Below are 17,749 nucleotides of genomic sequence, written 5' to 3'. Positions count from 1 at the left end.
CATGTGCCAAAATTGCGGTGAACAGGCGTTCGGGGGGCGGGTCGGCGGGGGGACGGCGTGGCACACGGGGAGCGGACGCGACACCGGGCGGTGCCGGGGGCGGTGGTCGCTGCCGCGGTGGTCGGTGCGCTGGCCGTCGCCGCGCTCGCGCTGCGGCCCGAGGAGGGGCTGCTGCACTCCGGCATGGGGCCGCTCGGCCACTGGGGCTTCGTGGTGATCGGGGTGTCCGTCGTCTGGACCCTCGCCGCCCTGACCGTCGTCAGGCGCTTCCGCCCCCGTTTCGGCGCCGACCGCCCTTCGCTGCCGCCGGGCGAGGAGCGGCTGCGGGAGGTCGCCGCGCCCCTGCTGCTCGCGGCGGCGGGGGTCATCGGCGTTCTGGCCATGGTCCTGCACCGGTTCTCCACCGGGGACACCACGACCGGCCCGCCCCTGCCCCTCGCGACGGAACCGGCGCCCTCACCGACCCTCGTCATTCCCCCGCCCCGGAAAAACGCGCACGGTCCGACGGACGGCTCCTCCCTGCCCCTGTATCTCGTCCTCGCCCTGCTGGCCGCGGTCGTCGTGGTGCTCGTCGTGGTGGCGGTCGTACGGCGGCTGCGACGGTTCGGGCTGAGGGTGCCGCAGCTCCCGGGCCCGGCGGGCACCGCGACGGAGGACGACGACGCGCGGCTGCTGCTGTCCGCCGTGCACTCGGGCCGCCGCGCCCTGGCCGGCACGGGTGACGCGCGGGCGGCCGTCATCGCCTGTTACGCCGCGATGGAGGACGCCCTCGTCGCGTCCGGAGTGCCGCGGCACGCCTCCGACAGCCCCACCGACCTGCTCACCCGCGCCGTCGGCGCCGGTCTCGCCCCGGGACCGGCCGCGCCGCGGCTCACCGCCCTGTTCCGCGAGGCGCGTTACTCCTCGCACCCCATGGACGGCTCGCACCGCCAGGCCGCGGCCGGCGCCCTGGAGGAGATCGCGTCGCTGCTCCAGGACCGGGAAAGGGAGGCGGAGCGGTGAACCGGCCCACGGAGACCACACCCGGAGAGGACACGCTCACACCGCGCCGCCTCGGGCTGCTCGCGGGCGCGGTCGCCGGCTCGGGCGTGCTGCTCGTCGTGCTCTTCGACGGCCCCGAGGCGGCCGGTGCCCTCGTGGCCGTCCTGGTCGCCGTGGGACTGCTCGTCGCCCGGTACGCCGCCGGGGCGGGCGCCTTCGACTCCGGATACCGGGACGATGTGCGGCTGTTGCGGACGCGGGCCCCGGGCATGGGCGAGTGGCGACGGAACGTGGGCACCTCCACCGGACCCGACGGCGCCCTCTACTACCGTGCGGTGCTCCGGACCGAACTGCGCCACCTGTACGCCGCCGCGCTCGCCGAGCACCACCACGTGTCTCTGGAGCACCAGCCCGAGCGGGCCGCCGAGTTGATCGGCCCCGAGCTGTGGCCGTGGCTGGGGCCGGAGCCACCACGCACCGGACCCGACGGCGAGGTCCCCGTCGACGTGCTGCGCCGCCTCGTCGACCGGCTGGAAGTACTCGGCGCACCCCGCACCCGTAGGCCGCCCGGCTCTGGTGGCCCCCGTCCCGGTAAGGACCAAGCGAAGTGACGACTTCCTCCACGCCCCAGCTCCGCACCGCCGAGCAGGTCGGCGAGCAGGCCGGTGCCGTACTGCGCGAGATCGGCCGTGCCGTCGTCGGCAAGCCGGACGCCCTCGAACTCGTGATGCTGGGCGTGCTGGCCCGCGGTCACGTCCTCGTCGAGGACCTGCCGGGGCTCGGCAAGACTCTCCTGGCGCGGTCCTTCGCCACCACGCTCGGCCTGGACTTCCGCCGCATCCAGTTCACCCCCGACCTGCTGCCGTCGGACGTCACCGGAACGCCGCTGTACGACCAGCGCACCGGCGAGATGGTCTTCCACCCCGGCCCGATCTTCACGCACCTCCTGCTCGCCGACGAGATCAACCGCACCCCGCCGAAGACGCAGGCCGCGCTGCTGGAGGCGATGGCCGAGTCGCAGGTGACCGTGGACGGCGAGACCCGGCGGCTCGCCGACCCGTTCCTGGTCGTGGCGACCGCCAACCCGGTGGAGTACGAGGGCACGTACTCCCTGCCCGAAGCGCAGCTCGACCGGTTCCAGCTGCGGGTGCGGATGGGGTATCTGGCCGCCCGCGAGGAGCTGGCGATGCTGCGGGCCCGGATCGACCGGGCCGCGCCCGAGGCCGTGCTCGACACACTCGCGAGCCCGGCCGACGTGGTGGCGTGGCGGGCCGTCGTGGAGCGCGTGGAGATCGACGACGACCTGCTGGAGTACGCCGTCGCGCTCGTCGGCGCGACCCGCGACCACCCGCAGATCAGCATCGGCGCCTCGCCGCGCGGCGGACTGGCCCTGGTCCAGCTCGCGCGCGCCCGCGCCGTGCTGGACGGCCGCGACTACGTCGTCCCGGAGGACATCAAGAGCCTGGCGGTGCCCGCGCTGGCCCACCGGGTGTCGCTGCGCCCGGAGTTGTGGGTGCGCGAGATGTCCACGGACGACGTGCTGCGCGAGATCGTCGCCGGCGTCGGTACGCCGACGACGCGGCGTACGGCCGCCGTGCCGTCGTGACCGCGCCCGCACCCGCGTCGCGGCCGGGCGCGGCGGTGGTCCGCGCCCTGGAGGGCCGCACCGCCCCGACGCAGCCGCCGCACCCGCCGCCCGGCGGCCCGCGTCCGGGCGAGCGCACGCTGCGCCTGCTGACCGTCGCCGTGGTGGCGCTGTCCGCCGCGCTGCTCACCGGCCGGGCGTGGCTGCTCGCGCTCGCGGCGGCGCCGCTGGTGCTGCTCGCGCTCGCGCTGCCCCGCGCCTCGGCCCGCCGCATCGAGACGTCGACGACCGTCGAGCCGGGGCGCTGCTTCGAGGGTGACACGGTCACCGTCCGCATCTCGGTGGCTCACGACGGCGACGCCGTGCGACTCGACCCCGGTGTGACGCTCGGCCCCGGCCTGCGGCTCGACGAGGTCGTCGTCGGCGCGTCCACGGTGACGCTGCGCCACACCGCCACGCACTGGGGGCGCTGGTCACTCGGCCCGGTGGACCTCGACGTGTACGACGCCGGCGGCCTCGTGCGCCGCACGGTGCGCGTCGAGGCGGCCGAGGTGTCCGTGTTCCCGTACGCCACGCAGGCCCGGTTCACGCCGATCCCGGTCCGGCTGCCGCAGCGGCTCGGCGAGCACGCGTCGCCGCAGTCCGGTGAGGGCGTCGAGGTCATCGGGGTGGGGCCCTGGGTTCCCGGGGAGCGGCAGCGGCGCATCCACTGGCCGTCGACGACCCGGCGCGGGGCCGTGCAGCTGCACCGGTTCGCGGCCGAGCGGGCCGCCGACACGGTGATGCTGCTCGACGCGTTCGGCGACGTCGTCGACCCGGTGACCGGGCTGTCCTCGCTGGACGAGACGGTACGGGCCGCCACCGGACTGGCCCGTGCCTACCTGCGCACCCACGACCGGGTGGGGGTCGTCTCGACCGGCGGCACCACCCGATGGCTGGCGCCGGGCACCGGGGACGCGGCGTTCTACCGCATCGTCGAGAGCGTCCTCGACGTCCGCAAGGACCGCAACTTCGGCCGCGACGGGCTCGAGCGGGTCCCGCCGCCCGGACTGCCGGAGGGCGCCCTCGTGTACGTGTTCACCCCGTTGAGCGACGCCCGGATTCTGACGGTGCTGCGGGATCTCCAGGCGCGGGGGCGCCGCCCGGTCGTCGTGGAGATCCCGAGCGGCGACCCCCTGGTGGAACCCGGCGACGAGGCGGGCGAGTTGGGGCTGCGCCTGTGGCACGCGGAGCGGGACGCGATGCGTTTCGCCCTGCGGGACAGCGGGGTGCCGGTACTTCGGCACGTCGTGGGCGAGTCGTTGGATCTGGCGCTGGCGCCGCTGCTGTCGGGGCGGGTCGGCGGGAGGGGACGCGCGGGATGACGGCACTGGAGACGCGGGTCGGCCTTCGGGAGTACCTCGGGTACTGGATCGGCACCGTGCCGGTGCGGGTGCTCGCGGTGGCGGCCGTGGTGATGGCGTGGCAACCGTGGGCGAGCGTGGGCACGGCCGGGGAGGCGGTTCCGCTCGTATGCGCGATCGCCTTCGCGGCGTGGGCGGCGCCCGCGCTGGACCGGCGCCCGTCGGTCGAGGCCATCTGGTGGTCCTACCGGCTGCTGCGACACCGTACGACGGTGCTGGCGGCGGGCGTTGTGGTGATCGCGGCGTTCGGCGACCCGGCCTGGTGGGAGGGCGCCTGCGTGGTCGGCCTGCTGGTCGCCTACCTGGTGACGAGTGAGACGTGGCCGTGGCGGTGGGGGCGCGGGACCGCCCGTGTGTGGGGCGAGGCGGTCGCGGCCTGCGCGGGGGCCGGTGTGGTGGCCGCCGCCGCGGCGGTCCCGGTGTCCGGGGCCGGTTCCGGACTGGGGCGGGTGATCGCTGCCGGGACGGTGGTCGGCCTGGCGGTCGGTCTGGTGCTGGTCGGCAGTGGCGTACTCGGCACACGGCGGAGGTCGCCGACGGCGTCGGAGAAGTGACCGTGGGGGCCGCCCGGAGCCTGCCGAGGCGGGGTCATGCCGCTCCGCCCAGCAGGAAGGTGCTGCCGACCGAGTTCGGCAGGAAGGCGCCGGGCAGCCGGGCCGCCAGTGCCTGCTGTGCCGCCCAGCTGGTGCAGTGCGCGGGCACCACCACCGCGGGCCCCTCGGCGGCCAACGCGTCGATCGTCCGGTCGACGACCGGCCCGAACCGCAGATGCAGGCCGCCCAGCACCCCGTACAACCGCTGAATCCCCGTCACCTTCTGGGCGTGCCGGACCAGGTTGACGATCCCCGCGTGTCCGCATCCGGTCAGGATCACCAGCCCCTTGCCCCGGATGTTGAGTACGAGGGCCTGGTCGTCCTCGATGAGCTCGTCCGGGCCCCATTCCCCGTCGAGGCACGCCTGGTGGCCCGGCATGCCCGTCTCGAAGTCGGTGCTGCGTTCGACTTCTCCGGTGATCAGCAGGAAGTCGTCGAGCAGCAGGGACGGGCGCCGCTCCTCGATCACCGTGAACCCGGCCTGTTCGATGGCGCCGCGGCTGGGTGTCGGAAGGTCCAGCACACCGCCGGGACCGGCGATCCGGCGCCGCCGCCACGCGTCGGGGTGCAGCAGTACCGGCATGGCGGGTCGCCCGAGTCTGCGTACCAGTCCGTGCAGACCGGTCACGTGGTCGAAGTGCCCATGGCTGAGGACGATGGTCTCGAACGTGTCCGGGTGCACGCCGAGGCGGTCGAGGTTGCCGATCAGACCGTCGGTGGTCGCTCCGGCGTCGAAGAGTATCCGCCGGTCGCGACCGCCGGTGCTGATCTCCACCATCGCCGAGAAGCCGTGCTCGGCCCGGAGGACGTCGATCGTGGTGCCCTCGGTGGTCAGACCGGCCGGTGCGACGGGCAGCGGCGCGCCGGCTCCCGCCCCGGCCAGGCCCCAGCGCCGCACGAGTTGTCCGTCCGGCAGCAGGGCGTCGCTGGAATTGTCGATCAGCGTCGTCACCCGCGCGCCGTCGACCGGTCGCAGCTCGACGTGCATTTCTTCCTCCTCGGTTCGGTCCCGCACCGATGTCACCGCGTCCCTGACCACCAGGTCCAGGACCGATTCCGTATCGCTCCCAGCGTCTCGGTATCGTGGCCGGTCATGGACTTGCGGCAGCTCCGGTACTTCGTCGCGGTGGCCGAGGAACTGCACTTCGGCCGCGCCGCCGCCCGGCTGCACATGTCGCAGCCGCCGTTGAGCCGGCGCATCCGGGAACTGGAGGACGAACTCGACTGCCGGCTACTGGAACGCTCACCGCGAGGTGTGCTGCTCACGGACAGCGGCCGGGTCCTGCTCGACGAGGCGAGGGATCTGCTGGAACACGCCGAGCGGGCGAAGGAGAAGGTGCGCCGGAGCACCGGGCACCGCACGATCGTCGTCGGCGCGGTCGCCGGCGCGGGAGCGGCCCTCGACGCCGGGACGCAGGAGACCTTCCGCCGACGGTATCCGCGGGCCGCCGTCCGGCTGCGGGAGTGCGACCTGGCCGATCCGAGCGCGGGGTTGCGTACCGGGCAGGTCGACGTGGCCCTCACCCGCCTGCCCTTCGACACGACGGGCCTCGCCGTCCGGGTCCTCTACGAGGAACCCCTGGTGGCCGTCATGCCCTCCGGCGACCCACTGGCCGGGGCGGCCCGGATCGACGTCCGGGACCTGCGCGGACGCACGACGTTCCGGCTGCCGCCGGGCGCCGACCCCCAATGGCGTGACTTCTGGCTCGCCGCCGGCTCCGACGATCCGGACACGCCCGTGGTGAGCACGGTCGGCGAGTGCCTGCACGCGGTCGTGTGGCAGTCCGCCGTCGGCCTGCTCCCGTCGGCCGCGGCCCACCGCCACGCGACCCCGGGCGTCAGCTTCGTGCCCCTCACCGGCCACCTCCCCAGCCGCGTGGTACTCGCCTGGCGGGCCGGTGAGCCCGACAAGCTCGTCCTCGACCTGATCGACATCGCCGCCGACGACGCGGGGCCTCCCTAAGCACCACCCACCTCAAACCACACGATCTTGCCGGGCTCCCGCTCCGCCACGCCCCACTTGTCCGCCAGTTCCGACACCAACAGCAGCCCGCGACCGCCCTCGTCCGACTCACCGGGGTCCAGGGGAACGGCCGGTACGCCGCCCCCGCTGTCGTGCACCTCGACGCGTACGCCGTCCCCGCAGGGCAGCAGCCGCAGCAGAAATCCCCGGCCGGCCGGGACGCCGTGCACCAACGCGTTGGTCGCCAGTTCGCTGACGCACAGCACCACGTCGTCCGCGCGCCCGCGCACACCCCACTGGGCCAGCGCCTCACGCGCGAACGCCCGTGCGGCGGGGACGGATCGGCGCTCACGGCGGTAGAAGCGTTCACGTGGGGACGGGGGTTGAGTTTCCTTGTTCACGTGACGAGGGTCACGCTCCGTGGTCATGATGAGACAGTGCGCATGTCCGTACAGCCGGTCTGTACGCGTGCGCGACGGTGAACGTACGCGCACGGGTGGGGAGTTCGACCTCATGAGCACGACGACACGGAGGAACGCCTCCGCGATGAAGATGGTGGGCGCCCTGCTCGCCCTCTACCGCCAGGCCGCCGGCCACACCCAGAGATCACTGGGCGAGCGCTTCGTCATCGGCGAGCAGCAGATCGCGTCGATCGAGCAGGGCAGACGCCCACTGAAGCCGGATCTCGCCGAGCAGCTCGACGAACTCCTGGAGACGAAGGGGGCGTTGTCGGTTGCCTTGAGCAGAATGCCGGAGGTCGATCTGGTGCCGCTCTGGGCAGAGGAGTACCTGGATCGGGAGCGGGAGGCCATCGTCATCTCCTCCTACGAGAACCAAGTGTTGCCCGGTCTGCTTCAGAGCGAGGGCTACGCCCGAGCCGTGTTCCACAGCCGCATCCCCGCCCTTGATGAGGACGAGATCGAACGGCACGTGGCGGCCCGTGTCGAACGCCAGGCAATCTTCCACCGCAAGGAGCCGCCCATCACCTGCTTTGTCGTCTGGGAGGCCGTACTGCGAGACCACCTGGGCGGCAAAGCGGTGTTCCTGGAGCAGGTCCGCCACCTGCGAGAGTCCTCCGAACTCCCCAACCTCGCTGTGCAAGTCCTGCCCCTGGCACGCACTGCGCATGCGGCACTCGACGGGCCGTTCGTGCTGCTTGAGACACCCGATCATCAGCGGCTTGCCTACACCGAGACCCAACGGGGCAGCCAACTGATCGCTGCTCCCGACGAGGTGGCCATCCTTACGCAGAGGTGTGCGATGCTGCGGTCACAAGCCCTCACGCCCGAGGACACGAGGGACCTTCTGGACCGTCTGCTAGGAGACCAATGAGCGGCAGCGCACTTCGGTGGTTCAAGTCGAGTTACAGCGGCAGTGAGGGCGGCGAGTGCCTCGAAGTCGCCTACGACTGGCGCAAGTCCAGCTACAGCGGCAGCGACGGCGGCAACTGCGTAGAGGTAGCCGCCGCCCCCACCGCCATCCACATCCGCGACTCCAAAACCCCGGAGGGACACGTCACCGTCGCACCAGCCGCCTGGTCCGCGTTCCTCGCGTGGTGACGTCGGCCTTCCACAGGTCGAACTCGGCGTCGCGCGGACCGTACGCCGTGTGCGGGGCACCGTCGCCGAAGACCCGCACGGGATGCGTGGCGTCCCAGGCCGCCCAGCCCGGGTCTCCGGACTCGGCGAACCGGACCCACGCGCCGTGCATCGCGTCGGCAAGGGCCTGCGGAGCCCCTTCGCCCGCGAGCCTGCGCGAGTCGGGCGTGTCCCCGGAGTCGAAGACGAAGCCCAGTTCGAGGGCGTGGCAGGCGCCGAGGTCGGGCAGGCCGGACGGCCAGGCGAACTCGTAGACGTGCGAGGACGTGGGCCGCGCGTCGGCCACGCGGTGCATCGGGATGCGGAGCAGGTGGTCGGTGACCAGCTGGCCCACCGTCTCGGCGGCCCCCGCGTCGGGACGCAGCGAACGGTAGCCGCGCACCACCTCGTTGCCGCAGTGGCAACGGGCACGCGCGCCCGCGAGGGCCACCGCGCCGAGTCGGTCGACGCGTTCGAGGAGGCCGCCGGGGACCAGCCAGAGCCGGTACTCGTCCCGGGTCCAGCCCATCATGAGGTCGACGCCCGGTGCCGCGTCGCCGTCGACGAGCGCCTCCAGGGGATCGCGGGTCAGTACGTCGCCGTCGACGACGATGCCGAACCCGGGTCCGCCGAGTACGGGGCTGCTGAACCGGCCCACCTCGGCCTGGGCCCGCAGGAGCTGGGCGCGGTCGGCGGCGGCGAAGGCCTCGGCGGTGGCGGGGATCCTGAGGCGGGAGGCCATGCGGCGGACCATGCGCCGTACCTTGTCGCGGTCGGCGGCTTCGGGGGCGCCGCTCTGGAGCACGGCCCGCCGGAACAGGCCCTGGGCGCGCGGCGCGGCGAGGAGGGCGCCGGTGCTGATGGCGCCCGCGGACTGGCCGGCGAGGGTGACCCGGTCGGGGTCGCCGCCGAAGGCCGCGATGGACTCCCGCACCCACTCCAGGGCGGCGATCTGGTCGCGCAGGCCGGCGTTGGCGGGGACGTCCGGGAACAGTCCGTAGCCCTCGATGCCCAGTCGGTAGTTGATCGAGACGCACACCACGCCGTCGCGGGCGAAGGTGTGGCCGTCGTAGACGGGGACGGCGGAGGAACCTCTGGTCAGGGCGCCGCCGTGCAGCCAGACCAGGACCGGCAGGCGGGCGCCGGGGCCCGGCTCGGGGGTCCAGACGTTGAGGTTGAGGCAGTCGTCGCCGGGGACGTCCGGGTCGGAGAGGTACTGGGCGAAGGCCTCGGAGTACGGCGGTTTCGGTGCCGTGGGGCCGAAGGAGCCCGCGTCGCGCACGCCGTCCCAGGGTTCGGGCGGCAGGGGCGGCCGGAACCGGCGGGGCCCGAAGGGGGGCGCCGCGTACGGGATGCCCCGGAACACGGCGACCCCGTGCTCGTACCTGCCACGTACAGCCCCGTGAGGAGTGCTCACCACGGGGTTCGTCTGGCCTGCCATCTCGCGCCACCAGCCCTTCGCCGCACAGTTGCACCGCTCATGTCAGAGCGTCACGGCGCCCTGATCTATTCCGGGCCGTCCCGCTCGTCACCGGTGGGGGACAATGGGAAGCACGCACGCCCGTGATGCGCCACCGAGGAGGCTGACGTGACCGTCGACCCTCATCACTCCGGTCAGAACGCACCCGTAAGGATCGCCGAGGCCGACGGGCAGCGCGCTGTGCTGGCCTTCTCCGGGACGCTGGACGCCCCCGCGCTGGGCCTGCTGGAAGAGCTCCTCCTCGATCCCCGGCTGCGGCAGCCCGGGGCGTGGGTCCTGGAGATGGGCGACCTGGAGCACATCGACCTGGCGTGCGCGTACGCGCTGCTGCGGACGGTCACCCGGACGCCGGCACCGGCGACGCTCACCGTCCGGGGTGCCCGCCCGGCCGTGCACCGGACGCTGCGGCAGGCCGGGCTGGACACCGTCGCCACCTTCACCGAGTAGCGGGTTACCTCCCCTGCTGCCCCGTGCTTCCCCGCTCTTCCCCGCTCTTCCCCGCTCTTCCCGCCGGGTCTCGGCGAACCTAGGATAGGAAGCGCTTTCTATCCCCGGGCCCCGAGCGGGCCGGAGAGGTGGTTGACCGATGGTCCGTACGGCGAGTGCTAGCACGTCGGCCGGGCCGACGCTGGCGGTGGTGGCCCGGGAGGCCGGGGTCTCGGTGCCGACCGCGTCCAAGGTGGTCAACGGGCGCGAGGACGTGGCGCCCGAGACCCGCCGCCGCGTCGCGGAGGCGCTGGACCGCCTCGGCTATGTCCGCCGGCCCCGCTTCGACACCGCGCGGGCGCCGCGGCTGGTCGACCTCGTGGTGCACTCCCTGGAGAGTTCCTGGTCGGGCGCGGTGCTGCACGGGGTGGAGGAGGCGGCGTACGACGCGGGCCTCGAGGTCGTGGTCTCGGCGGACCCGCACCGGCCCCGGGCCGGTTCACCGGAGGAGACCCGGCACGAAGGCGGCCGGCTGGACAGGCTCGTCGTGCGGGGCACGTCCGGCGTGCTGTTCAACCTGGCCGAGCTGACCGCCGCGCAGTACGCCTGGCTGGGGCACCACCGCATCCCCTTCGTGATGATCGACCCGGCCGTGGAACCGCCGCCCGGCGTGGTGTCGGTGGGCGCGGCGAACTGGCAGGGCGGAGTGACGGCGACCGAGCACCTGCTGCGCCTCGGGCACGAACGCGTCGCCGTCCTCGCCGGCCGGCGGCGCGGGCTGTGCAGCGACGCGCGGGTCGCCGGGTATCGCTCCGCCCTCGCCTCGGCGGGGGTGCGCCATCGTCCCGAGTACGTCCGCCACGCCGGTTTCGACCGGGCCGCGGCCCGCCGCCGCATGCGGGAGCTGCTGGACCTGCCCGTGCCGCCGACGGCCGTGTTCGTCTGCTCGGACGCGATGGCCCTCGGCGTCTACGAGGCGCTGGGCGAGCGGGGGCTGACGGTGCCCCGGGACATGAGCGTGGTCGGCTTCGACGACCTGCCCGAGGCCCGCTGGGTCACCCCCGCGCTGACCACGGTCCGCCAGCCGCTGTCGGAGATGGCGGCCACCGCGCTGCGCCTGCTGCTGCTCATGATGGACGGCCACCGTCCGGAGAGCACCCGCACGGAACTCTCGACCCGCCTGGTGGAGCGGGCGAGCACGGCACCGCCCGGCATCGCCTAGGCCGTACGGGCCGCCCAGTCGATCCCGCCGCGCAGATGGGCGCGGAAGTCGGGGTCGGTGTAGGCGTCGGCGGCGTGGCCGAGGGCCGTGTAGAAGACGCGGCCCGCGCCCTGTTCGCGGCACCAGACCAGCGGATGGTCCTCGCCCATGCCGCCGCCCTCGTACGACGTTTCGTCGGCGCGGGCGAGGACGCGGACCGAACCGCGGGGGTTGGCGCGGAAGTCGTACCACTCGTCCGTGAACTCCCAGACGGGCGGCAGCTTCCGGGTCGCCGGATGGTCGCGGTCCTCGACGACCACCCGGCCCGGCTGGTACTCCGGGTGCCGGTCGAAGCGGGCGCCGAGCAGTTCGCCGAAGTACGGCCAGTCGTACTCGGTGCAGGCCGCCGCGTGCACCCCGACGAACCCGCCGCCCCCCTCGACGTACGCGGCGAGCCGGTCGCGCCCCGCCGGGGTGAGCACCTCACCACTGGTGGAAAGGAAGACCACGGCCGCGTAGGGGTCGAGCGGCCGCTCCAGGACCGCAGGGTCCTCCGTGTGGTCGGCCTCGTACTCCCCGAGCGCCCGTACGGCGGCGACGGCGTGCGGGATGGAGTCGTGGCGGTAGGCGGTGGTGCGCGTGCAGAGGAGCAGTCGGGGTGCCATGACGGCCGACCCTACAGACCTGTTCAGCCGCCCACGTCCACGTGGTTGTCGGGAGCCCCGTCGCCGAACGGGGGCAGGTCGCCGCGCTCGACCGGCGCGGTGGGCGCGGGCTCGGCGGAGGGCAGGAGGCGGGCGGCCTCGGCGGCGTCGGGGCGGTGGGCGGCGAGGGCGGCCGCGCGCAGGACGTCGCGCGGCACGGCGTCCGCCTCGCCGGAGACGCGCACGACATGGCCCTCCTCGGGCACGGCGTACTCGTGGCGTCCGGCACCGGTGCGGTACCAGGTGTCGCCGTCGCGCTCGCAGGTCGTGCGCTCGCCCGACATGTCGCCGACCGGCTGCTCGGTGCAGGTGGCGGCCGTGATCGAGCCCCGGTCGACGGCGAGCCGCAGCAGCGCGTTGGTCTCGCCGTTGACCCAGGTGGCGGAGAAGCCTTCGTCACCGAGAACGCCGACGGACTGCTGGGCGAGGGCGAATCCGGGGGCCTCGGTGACGTAGACCAGTTCGGGGGCCACACCCATCGCCTGGGCGCGGACCTGGAGTTCACCCGTGCCGGCGTCAGGGGCTGCCGCGGCCGGGGCGGCCGCCGAGGGGGAACCGGGCGGACCGCCCGCGTCGGCCTTCTCGGAGCCGCAGGCGGTGAGCAGCAGCGGCGCCAGCAGCAGCACCGGCAGGACGCGCGCGTGATGAATCATGCGGCCATCCTGCCGTACAGGTGTTCCTCAGGGGCGGTCTTGGTGGGGACCTAGGGGTGATGTGCCGCGGCTTCCTTCGTCAGCTTGACGGCCTGGCGCAGGCTGAGGCCGGGGGCCGCTTCACGCAGGGTCTTGACCGCGCGGACGGAGTCGACGGGGCCCTCGTGACCGGCCGCGGCGAGGCGTTCGTGCACCCAGCGGGCGAACAGCTCCGCGTCGGGCGCCGCGGCGGCCTGCTCGACCAGGGCCGCGGCGCGCTCCAGCCCGGGCCGTTCTTCGGGCGTCGCCTCGGCGAGCGCCTGGCGGATGCCGTGGGCGACGACGTCCGTGTCGCGCAGGACGAGGACATTGAGTTCCGGTGGGGCGAGTCGTCCGAACATGGAGACATGATCGGCTCGGCGCCCGGTGTCATTCAACGGACTTGAGGAGCTTCTGAGGCACCGGAGCGGTATCCGCGTGTCCGTTTTCTTCAAGATGTGGCGGTAGGCGGTGGTGCGCGTGCGGAGGAGTAGTCGGGGCGCCACGACGTCGGAGCTCAAGGGATTGGTCATCCACCGTTCGCGTGTGTGAGCGCGGACCTCGGGGTTCGAGAAATCCATTTCAGAAACGTCGGTGAGATCGAAGGGCGTGGGGCCTCGACGCCCCTGCACCATCTCTGTGACCTGCCGAAAGGCGACCCGCGAGGAGACCCTGAACCGTCGGCCACGCCCTCCGTCGCGCTGGAGAAATGCGGGCGCACCGCCCGATACACACCCAACCTCCGCGGTGTCGCGGCCAGTTGACGCACCAACAGGGCCCTAGTACCGTCCGCTGAAATCGATTTCCAAGCTGGTCGGCCCGAGTTCACCCCGGGAGCACAGTCCTATGCGCAGATCCGCCCCGCCCTCCAGACCTGCGAGACCCCTGGGCCGTGTCCTGGCCACGGCCCTCCTCGCCCTCAGTACGGTGCTGACCGTCGTGCCGTCGAGCACGGCCGCGGACACCCCGGCTCCGGAACCGCCGCCCTCGAAGGCCGCCGCTCTCGCCGCCGGATCCCCTCCGGCCGGCGACTTCTTCTCCACCGTCGCGGTGGATCCAGCCGCCTCCGTCGGAGCGCCGGCGGCCGGCGACAACAGGAACCACGGCGACCTCTGGCCCAACTGCTGGTCCGACGACGACAACGTCTACGCCGCGTACGGCGACGGTGTCGGCTTCGGCAACGTGGACAGCGACATCGGGGTCACCAGGATCTCCGGCATGCCCGGCGGGCTCACCGGAACGCAGCTCTCCACGGACGTCGGCCAGATCTGGAGCGCGGGCCACAACCGCAAGCCCACCGGCATGGCCTGCGTGAACGGGGATCTCTATCTCGCGGTGCAGGACCTGGCGACGGACTTCAACGACGCGCCGGCCGCCACCATCGCCAGGTCAACCGACAAGGGACGCACCTGGACCTGGGACCGCGGCCGGCCGATGTTCGGCGGCGGCGTCTTCACCACGGTGATGTTCCTGGACTACGGCAAGAACTACGCCAACGCCCCCGACGACTACGTGTACGCGTACGGCCTGGACCACAACTGGCGGGACTCCTTCGACGACACCGTCCCCGATCCGGTCGACCTGTATCTGGCCCGCGTCCACAAGAACTCCGTCATGGACGAGAACGCCTGGCAGTACGCGTCCGGCAGCGACGCCTCGGGCAACCCGGTCTGGTCCACGGACATCGCCCGGCGGCAGCCCGTCCTCCACGACGACCGGCGGGTCTACCAGAACGTCCTCACCCCCGGCCGGGCACGGGACATGACCGTCCTCGGCCAGGGAGGCGTGGTCTACAACAAGCCGCTCAACCGCTACATCTACACCTCGTGGACCGAGTACACCTTCGAGTTCTACGAGGCCGCGACCCCCTGGGGCCCCTGGAAGCACTTCGCGACCAAGGACTTCGGCGGCTACCCCTGGACCCACACCAAGCACGGCGGCTACGCGACCACGATCCCGTCCAAGTACATCAGCGCCGACGGCAAGTCGATGTGGCTCCAGTCCAACGTCTGCCCCTGCGGCGGTGGCTATCCCGCCGGTGATCACTGGGCGTACACCTTCTCCCTGCGCAGGCTGAGCCTGGAACCGGGCCGTGACTCCACGCCCGCCAACACCGCGGACCCGGCCCGCAATCTCGGCCGCGAGCCCGGCACGGTGCCGGTGCAGCGGGCCACGCACTTCGGCCGGGACGCCTGGTACGCCGACGGCAACCGCGACCAGAGCGAGGACGACTGGAACGACGAGCGCAAGGACGCCAGTTGGTGGGGATACACCTGGCCGCGCGAGTACATGGTGAACAAGGTCGTCTACACGACCGGTGACATGTTCGCGGACGGCGGCTGGTTCGCCGACGACCTGCGCGTGCAGGTCAGACGCGACAACCAGTGGGTGGACGTGTCGGGACAGCGCGTCGGTCCCGCCTACCCGTACGACAAGTCGGCGGGCCCTCACCGCACGTACACCTTCTCCTTCGATCCCACGGCGGGCGACGGCGTCCGCGTCATCGGCCGCCCCGGCGGCGAGCGGACCTTCACCTCCCTTGCGGAGCTGGAGGTCTACTACGGCAACGCGGCGGGCGGTGCGATGCTCGGCGGCTCGCCGACCGACGTGACCGGGGACGGCAAGGACGACATCGTCACCTTCACCCGGAACGCGTCCGCCGACGTGTACGCGGCCGGGTCGGACGGCTCGGCGTTCACCGGCGGCGGCAAGTGGAACGACCACTTCGCCCTCGCCGGCGAGACCCCGCTGACCGGCGACTTCACCGGCGACGGCAAGGACGACGCAGTCACCTTCACCCACGGTGCGGACGCCGACGTCTACGTCGCACCGTCCAGCGGGAGTTCGTTCGCCACCGGCCGGAAGTGGAGCGACCACTTCGCGCCGGGAGACGAGGTACCGGCGGTCGGCGACTTCAACGGGGACGGCAAGGACGACATCGTCACGTTCACGCAGGGCGAGGCATCGGACGTCTACGTCGCCCTGTCCACCGGTGACTCCTTCGGCACGGGCGGGAAATGGCACGACCACTTCGCACCGGCAGGCGAGTTCCCTGCCGTCGGCGACGTGAACGGTGACGGCAACGACGACATCATCACCTTCACCAAGGACGCCGAGGCCGCCGTCTACGTCGCCCTGTCCACCGGCGACTCGTTCGCCGCGGCCCGCAAGGTCCTCACCGGCTTCTCCCCCGGCGCCGAACTGCCGCGCGTGGGCGACTTCGACGGCGACGGCAGGGACGACCTCGCCAGCTTCACCGCCGACGCGGCGGCCGAGGTCCGGGTCGCCCTGTCCGACGGCGACGCCTTCGCCGCCGAGGGCGTCTGGCACGACGCCGTGTCGGGCCCGGGCGCATACCCGTACGTCGGCGACTACGACGGTGACGGCAAGGACGACGTCGTCACCTTCGACCACACGCCCGAGGCGGACGTGCACGTCGCCCTCTCGACCGGCAGCGCCTTCGGCGACCGGACGAAATGGAACGACTTCTTCGGTCTGCCCGGCGAAACCTCCATCTGACCCACCCCCTGCTTCCCGGCGGCGCGCACCACCACCAGGTGCGCGTCCCGGGTCGCCATGTGCCCGGACACGGCGGTCGGCGCCAACGGGCCATCCCTGTCGCTCCATCGGGAGCCTACGGAAGGAAGACGATCACATGCGAAGACGGCACGTCGGCCTCGGCCTGACCGGCGCCCTGCTGGCCCTGAGCGGCACTGCGCTCACGGCTTCCCCGGCGGCGGGCGCCGGACCCCGACCCGACTTCCGGGCCCCCTGGCCGTGCGGCCAGGTCCGGGACTACTACCACCACTCGTCCGAGGTCCACAACGCCCTGGACTTCAACATCGCGGGCTCCGCCGACCTCGGCACCCCCGCCCTGGCCTCCGCGTCCGGCACGGTCGTCGACGTCGTCCCGATGCCCAACAGCTCCGGCTACGGCAACCACGTCCGCGTCGACCACGGCGGCGGCTGGACGTCCCTGGTCGCACACCTGGACCGCATCACCGTGGCCAAAGGTCAGTACGTACGCACCGGCGACGAGCTGGGCAAAGTGGGCACGACCGGCAACTCCGACGGTCCGCACCTGCACTACGAGCAGGAGGCGGACGGGCAGAACCAGCCCATCGTCATCGACGGCACCGCCCTGCGCTACAGCTCCACGGCCGCCCGCCACACCAGCGGCAACTGTGGGACCCCGCAGCCGATGACGGCCGGTTCGCCGACGGACTTCACCGGTGACGGCAAGGACGACATCATCACGTTCACGCAGAACCCCGAGGCGGACGTCTACGTCGCCCCCTCCACGGGCAGCGGGTTCGGCGACGCGAAGATCTGGCACGACTTCTTCGCCCCCGGCGGCGAGACCCCGCTGACCGGCGACTTCAACGGAGACGGAAAAGACGACGCCGTCACCTTCACCAAGGGCGCCGACTCCGACGTCTACGTCGCTCTGTCCAACGGGGTCGACGGCTTCGGACCCGCGTCCGTCTGGCACGACCACTTCGCCCCGGGCGGCGAGATCCCGGCCGTCGGCGACATCAACGGTGACGGCAACGACGACATCATCACCTTCACCCACGACGCCGACGCCAAGGTCTACGTCGCCCCGTCCAACGGGGTCGACGGCTTCGGACCCGCCACCGTCTGGCACGACCACTTCGCACCGGCCGGCGAGGTCCCGGCCGTCGGCGACATCAACGGCGACGGCAACGACGACATCATCACCTTCACCCAAGGCAGCACCGGAGACGTGTACGTCGCCCTCTCCAACGGCACCAACGGCTTCGGACCCGGCCAGCTCGTCCACGAACACTTCGCCCGGGGCACGGAGCAGCCGCGCGTCGGCGACGTGAACGGCGACGGGAAGGACGACATCGTCGCCTTCACCCAAGGCGCCAACTCCGACGTCTATGTGGCCCTCTCCGACGGGGCGCGCTTCGGCACCGGGCAGCTCTGGAACGAGTTCTTCGCCCCCACCGGCGAATTCCCCTACCTCGGCGACTACGACGGCGACGGCAAGGACGACATCGTCACCTTCACCAAGGGCGCCGACTCCGACGTCTACGTCGCCCTCTCCAACGGCACCAACGCCTTCATCAACGGCCGCAAATGGCACGAGTCCTTCGGCACCCCCGGCGAAACCACCCTCTAGTCCTCCTCCAGTCCTC

General features: G+C 72.5%; 18 protein-coding genes. 12 read left to right on the top strand and 6 right to left on the bottom strand.

Annotation, left to right across the window (positions count from 1 at the left end; genetic code table 11):
• The first annotated feature begins 102 nt into the window (after positions 1-102).
• From ACGH7X_RS31035 to ACGH7X_RS31015, 5 genes are read left to right on the top strand one after another with little or no spacing between them, the layout of a single operon-like run.
• Positions 103-1,002 carry a DUF4129 domain-containing protein gene (locus ACGH7X_RS31035; protein ID WP_399891232.1) on the top strand — a complete coding sequence of 300 codons (900 nt, stop codon included), beginning with the start codon at positions 103-105 and terminating at the stop codon, positions 1,000-1,002.
• Positions 999-1,592: a hypothetical protein gene (locus ACGH7X_RS31030; protein ID WP_399891229.1), complete on the top strand. Its 594-nt coding sequence runs from the start codon at positions 999-1,001 to the stop codon at positions 1,590-1,592. The genes ACGH7X_RS31035 and ACGH7X_RS31030 overlap by 4 nt, the downstream gene beginning before the upstream one ends.
• Entirely contained in the window at positions 1,589-2,587 is a 999-nt protein-coding gene (locus ACGH7X_RS31025; RefSeq protein ID WP_399891226.1) for an AAA family ATPase, read from the top strand. The genes ACGH7X_RS31030 and ACGH7X_RS31025 overlap by 4 nt, the downstream gene beginning before the upstream one ends.
• Entirely contained in the window at positions 2,584-3,930 is a 1,347-nt protein-coding gene (locus ACGH7X_RS31020; protein WP_399891223.1) for a DUF58 domain-containing protein, read from the top strand. Before ACGH7X_RS31025 ends, ACGH7X_RS31020 begins: the two co-directional genes overlap by 4 nt.
• A complete protein-coding gene (locus tag ACGH7X_RS31015) occupies positions 3,927-4,523 on the top strand; it encodes a hypothetical protein (protein WP_399891220.1) in 597 nt (198 codons plus the stop codon). Before ACGH7X_RS31020 ends, ACGH7X_RS31015 begins: the two co-directional genes overlap by 4 nt.
• 34 nt (positions 4,524-4,557) lie before the next feature.
• Here ACGH7X_RS31015 and ACGH7X_RS31010 read toward each other — a convergent pair whose 3' ends face one another.
• Positions 4,558-5,550: an MBL fold metallo-hydrolase gene (locus ACGH7X_RS31010; protein ID WP_399891217.1), complete on the bottom strand. Its 993-nt coding sequence runs from the start codon at positions 5,548-5,550 to the stop codon at positions 4,558-4,560.
• A gap of 105 nt (positions 5,551-5,655) precedes the next feature.
• Between ACGH7X_RS31010 and ACGH7X_RS31005 the strand changes: the two genes are divergently transcribed.
• The gene (locus ACGH7X_RS31005) at positions 5,656-6,525 is read left to right on the top strand and encodes a LysR family transcriptional regulator (RefSeq protein WP_399891214.1); all 870 of its coding nucleotides are present in this window, start codon (positions 5,656-5,658) and stop codon (positions 6,523-6,525) included.
• Here the strand turns inward: ACGH7X_RS31005 and ACGH7X_RS31000 are convergent.
• A complete protein-coding gene (locus ACGH7X_RS31000) occupies positions 6,522-6,926 on the bottom strand; it encodes an ATP-binding protein (RefSeq protein ID WP_399891210.1) in 405 nt (134 codons plus the stop codon). The genes ACGH7X_RS31005 and ACGH7X_RS31000 overlap by 4 nt on opposite strands.
• Positions 6,927-7,038: 112 nt before the next feature.
• Between ACGH7X_RS31000 and ACGH7X_RS30995 the strand changes: the two genes are divergently transcribed.
• Positions 7,039-7,857 (top strand): helix-turn-helix domain-containing protein, encoded by an 819-nt coding sequence (locus tag ACGH7X_RS30995; RefSeq protein WP_399891207.1) that lies wholly within the window; start codon positions 7,039-7,041, stop codon positions 7,855-7,857.
• Complete coding sequence (locus ACGH7X_RS30990) at positions 7,854-8,084, top strand: DUF397 domain-containing protein (protein WP_399891204.1); 231 nt, start codon at positions 7,854-7,856, stop codon at positions 8,082-8,084. Before ACGH7X_RS30995 ends, ACGH7X_RS30990 begins: the two co-directional genes overlap by 4 nt.
• Here ACGH7X_RS30990 and ACGH7X_RS30985 read toward each other — a convergent pair.
• Complete coding sequence (locus ACGH7X_RS30985) at positions 8,041-9,543, bottom strand: carboxylesterase/lipase family protein (RefSeq protein ID WP_399891201.1); 1,503 nt, start codon at positions 9,541-9,543, stop codon at positions 8,041-8,043. The genes ACGH7X_RS30990 and ACGH7X_RS30985 overlap by 44 nt on opposite strands.
• 147 nt (positions 9,544-9,690) lie before the next feature.
• Here ACGH7X_RS30985 and ACGH7X_RS30980 point away from each other — a divergent pair, with 147 nt between their 5' ends.
• Both ACGH7X_RS30980 and ACGH7X_RS30975 read left to right on the top strand, forming a co-directional pair.
• Positions 9,691-10,029 carry an STAS domain-containing protein gene (locus tag ACGH7X_RS30980; protein WP_399891198.1) on the top strand — a complete coding sequence of 113 codons (339 nt, stop codon included), beginning with the start codon at positions 9,691-9,693 and terminating at the stop codon, positions 10,027-10,029.
• Positions 10,030-10,168: 139 nt separating this feature from the next.
• Positions 10,169-11,230, top strand: a complete 1,062-nt coding sequence (locus ACGH7X_RS30975; RefSeq protein WP_399891195.1) for a LacI family DNA-binding transcriptional regulator — start codon at positions 10,169-10,171, stop codon at positions 11,228-11,230.
• Here ACGH7X_RS30975 and ACGH7X_RS30970 read toward each other — a convergent pair.
• Genes ACGH7X_RS30970 through ACGH7X_RS30960 form a run of 3 tightly spaced genes read right to left on the bottom strand, consistent with a single transcriptional unit; the run spans position 11,227 to position 12,946 of the window.
• The gene (locus ACGH7X_RS30970; RefSeq protein ID WP_399891191.1) at positions 11,227-11,874 is read right to left on the bottom strand and encodes a ThuA domain-containing protein; all 648 of its coding nucleotides are present in this window, start codon (positions 11,872-11,874) and stop codon (positions 11,227-11,229) included. The two genes, ACGH7X_RS30975 and ACGH7X_RS30970, sit on opposite strands and share 4 nt — an antisense overlap.
• 23 nt (positions 11,875-11,897) lie before the next feature.
• The gene (locus tag ACGH7X_RS30965) at positions 11,898-12,566 is read right to left on the bottom strand and encodes a hypothetical protein (protein WP_399891188.1); all 669 of its coding nucleotides are present in this window, start codon (positions 12,564-12,566) and stop codon (positions 11,898-11,900) included.
• 50 nt (positions 12,567-12,616) lie between these two features.
• Positions 12,617-12,946, bottom strand: a complete 330-nt coding sequence (locus ACGH7X_RS30960; RefSeq protein WP_399891185.1) for a hypothetical protein — start codon at positions 12,944-12,946, stop codon at positions 12,617-12,619.
• 484 nt (positions 12,947-13,430) lie between these two features.
• Here ACGH7X_RS30960 and ACGH7X_RS30955 point away from each other — a divergent pair, with 484 nt between their 5' ends.
• Positions 13,431-16,103 carry an FG-GAP-like repeat-containing protein gene (locus ACGH7X_RS30955; protein ID WP_399891182.1) on the top strand — a complete coding sequence of 891 codons (2,673 nt, stop codon included), beginning with the start codon at positions 13,431-13,433 and terminating at the stop codon, positions 16,101-16,103.
• A 136-nt stretch (positions 16,104-16,239) separates the two neighbouring features.
• Positions 16,240-17,733: an FG-GAP-like repeat-containing protein gene (locus tag ACGH7X_RS30950; RefSeq protein WP_399891179.1), complete on the top strand. Its 1,494-nt coding sequence runs from the start codon at positions 16,240-16,242 to the stop codon at positions 17,731-17,733.
• The last annotated feature ends 16 nt before the right edge of the window (positions 17,734-17,749 follow it).

The sequence above is a fragment of the Streptomyces sp. BBFR51 genome, from assembly GCF_044591655.1.
GTDB lineage: Bacteria > Actinomycetota > Actinomycetes > Streptomycetales > Streptomycetaceae > Streptomyces.
This window is presented reverse-complemented; position numbering and strand designations above follow the sequence as displayed.

Coding starts and splice junctions, on each gene's coding strand:
- ACGH7X_RS31015 (WP_399891220.1), top strand. CDS start 3,927: ATGACGGCACTGGAGACGCGGGTCGGCCTTCGGGAGTACCTCGGGTAC.
- ACGH7X_RS31010 (WP_399891217.1), bottom strand. CDS start 5,550: ATGCACGTCGAGCTGCGACCGGTCGACGGCGCGCGGGTGACGACGCTG.
- ACGH7X_RS31005 (WP_399891214.1), top strand. CDS start 5,656: ATGGACTTGCGGCAGCTCCGGTACTTCGTCGCGGTGGCCGAGGAACTG.
- ACGH7X_RS30995 (WP_399891207.1), top strand. CDS start 7,039: ATGAGCACGACGACACGGAGGAACGCCTCCGCGATGAAGATGGTGGGC.
- ACGH7X_RS30990 (WP_399891204.1), top strand. CDS start 7,854: ATGAGCGGCAGCGCACTTCGGTGGTTCAAGTCGAGTTACAGCGGCAGT.
- ACGH7X_RS30985 (WP_399891201.1), bottom strand. CDS start 9,543: ATGGCAGGCCAGACGAACCCCGTGGTGAGCACTCCTCACGGGGCTGTA.
- ACGH7X_RS30975 (WP_399891195.1), top strand. CDS start 10,169: ATGGTCCGTACGGCGAGTGCTAGCACGTCGGCCGGGCCGACGCTGGCG.
- ACGH7X_RS30970 (WP_399891191.1), bottom strand. CDS start 11,874: ATGGCACCCCGACTGCTCCTCTGCACGCGCACCACCGCCTACCGCCAC.
- ACGH7X_RS30965 (WP_399891188.1), bottom strand. CDS start 12,566: ATGATTCATCACGCGCGCGTCCTGCCGGTGCTGCTGCTGGCGCCGCTG.
- ACGH7X_RS30960 (WP_399891185.1), bottom strand. CDS start 12,946: ATGTTCGGACGACTCGCCCCACCGGAACTCAATGTCCTCGTCCTGCGC.
- ACGH7X_RS30955 (WP_399891182.1), top strand. CDS start 13,431: ATGCGCAGATCCGCCCCGCCCTCCAGACCTGCGAGACCCCTGGGCCGT.
- ACGH7X_RS30950 (WP_399891179.1), top strand. CDS start 16,240: ATGCGAAGACGGCACGTCGGCCTCGGCCTGACCGGCGCCCTGCTGGCC.